Raw genomic sequence first — 2,345 nt, 5'->3', positions numbered from 1 at the left:
TGTTGTCTTGGAGCGACTTCCGGCAATGACAGCGGAAGAGTGGACAGCGAATACGCTCCCAGCAAGAACAACAAGATCAAATTCCCGATGAACATCAAGCGCATCCATTGCAGCCTGGCGACCCGCCTGGTCCTGTTCGGCATCCTGCTGATCGTGGGCAGTGCCGTCATGCGCTATTACATCCTGATCGGCTTCCTGGAAAAGGAGCAAGCCCAGGTCGCGGCCGACCAGCAAAGCACCATCGCCAGCTACCTGGCCGACGACATCGGCTACCGCGTGCAAGAGCGGGTGCGCTACCTGGAAGGCCTGGCCCGGCACATCACCCCCGCCGTGCTGGCTGATCACGCCCAGCTGCAACACTGGCTGCAGGACCATCAGCTATTGCAACCCCTGTTCGGCCAGGGACTGTTCGTGGCCGATGGCAATGGCGTCATCGTGGTCGACTACCCAGCCCTCAATGGCCGGCGCACGCTCTCGCTGACCCGCTACGGCGACTATGAGCGGGTCTTGCAAGGCGCCACCGTGATCTGTCCGCCGCTGACCAGCCCGGCCAGCGGCAAGCCCATCATCGCCGTGCTGACCCCACTGCGCGATTCCAACGGCAAGGTGGTGGGCGTGCTGGGCGGCAGTACCGAACTGAATGCTCCAGGCTTCCTCGATCACCTGCAACGCGCCCGGCTGGGGCCCAGCGGCAGCTTCCTGCTGATTGCCCCCGCCCAGAGAACGATCATCGCCGCCAGCGATGCGGCCCTGCTCTACACCCAATTGGCCCCCACCGGGCAAGACCCGTTGATGGACCAGGCTGTGCAAGGCTTCCGTGGCAATGGCGTGGGCCTGGCGGCCAATGGCGTCAACGAGATCCAGGCCTTTTCCTCGGTACCGGGTACCGACTGGCTGGTGGCGGTGACGCTGCCGCTGGCGGCGGCGCTCCCGACAGTGGAGCACACGCGCGCCCTGATCGGGCGCGGCGGCGTCATCCAGGGCATGGCAGTGGTGCTGTTCCTGTTCCTGGCCTACGTGTGGTTCTTCCGCCCGCTGCGGCGCGCCGCCGCCCTGGCGGATCGCATGACCCGTGGCGAATTGCCGCTCTCTCCGCTGCCGGTGGCGCGGCGTGACGAAGTCGGACATCTGACCATGGCCTTCAATGGTTTGCTCTCGCGACTCAAACTGCACCAGGCCGAATTGCAGCACCAGGCCCACCACGACGTGCTGACCGGCCTGCCCAACCGCATGATGCTGGCCGAACGCATGGAAGCCGCCCTTACTCACGCTTGCCGCGCCCGCACCGGAGTGGCGCTATTGTTCCTGGACCTGGATGGCTTCAAGCCCATCAACGACACCTTGGGCCACAAGGCCGGCGACCTGGTGCTGCAGGAAGTGACGCAACGCCTGCGCCAGGTGGCGCGCCACGGCGATACGCTGGCGCGGGTCGGCGGTGACGAATTCGTGCTGCTCATCACCGACCTCGGCCAGCCCTACGAGCATGGCGCCCAGGTGCTGGCCGAGAAATGCATCAAGGTGGTCTCCGAACCGCTGTACCTGGCCCAGGGCGAATACCAGTTGGGGGTCTCGGTAGGCATTGCGGTGTGCGATGGCAGTTGCGACGCCGACAGCCTGCTGCAGGCTGCCGACCAGGCCATGTATGCGGCCAAGGGCAATGGGCGCGGCTGCTACGTGATCGCTCCGGCGCGCCCGACCAGTTCTCCCAACGCTTCAGCGCACCGGCAGGAACTGCAGGAATGAACCACCCAAGAGGTTCTGCACATAGCTGATGCCGGCCCGGCGATAACGCTCGGTCATGAATTCGGCCAACAGATCCAGGCGCCCTACGATCTTGCCGAATTCGCGTTCGAAACTGAGGTTGCGCGCTTCGCTGCCGATCTCATCGGAGAGCAGCAGCGGCACGCCAGCCGGGCTATGGCGGCTGGCCAGGATCCAGGCCGCGATTTCCACATTGCGCGCGGCATTGTAGAGATGCTGAGCATCGAGCCCGTCGACCAGGAAGAATTCGATCTTGTTGCCGTGGGCGACAATGATCATATCGGCAGTGGCATCGATGAAGGCTGCCACCCGATCCCCCTTGAAATCAGCCGACAAGGCCAGTGTCATGGCCTGGATATCGCGCTTGCCTTGCAGCTCGGGCCAGGCCTGGCGCTGCTCGATGGCTTGGCGCACCTTCTTTTCGGCCTCTTCGCGACTGGCGGCGGTCTTTTTCCATTCGGCCGGATTGCGCCGATACAGCTTGGACATCAACAGATAAAGGCTATCCAGATTGGCCCGCATGGCCAGCGTGGCCACGCGGTTGCTGTCGGACTGGCCCATCTCGCGGGAACTGGCTTCGGCCC

2 protein-coding genes are annotated in these 2,345 nt (G+C 64.3%); one reads left to right on the top strand and one right to left on the bottom strand.

From position 1 onward, the window contains the following. Positions 1–1,743 (top strand): diguanylate cyclase domain-containing protein (locus I5W_RS03300; protein ID WP_252716872.1); only part of this gene is annotated, 1,743 nt, incomplete at its 5' end. On the opposite strand, the gene I5W_RS03295 is transcribed toward I5W_RS03300, so the two are convergent. After that, the coding region (locus tag I5W_RS03295) for a hypothetical protein (RefSeq protein ID WP_044528172.1) at positions 1,714–2,345 on the bottom strand (632 nt) is incomplete at its 5' end. The two genes, I5W_RS03300 and I5W_RS03295, sit on opposite strands and share 30 nt — an antisense overlap.

It is taken from the genome of Herbaspirillum sp. B65, from assembly GCF_000333555.1.
In the GTDB taxonomy this organism is placed as follows: domain Bacteria; phylum Pseudomonadota; class Gammaproteobacteria; order Burkholderiales; family Burkholderiaceae_D; genus Herbaspirillum; species Herbaspirillum rubrisubalbicans.
This window is presented reverse-complemented; position numbering and strand designations above follow the sequence as displayed.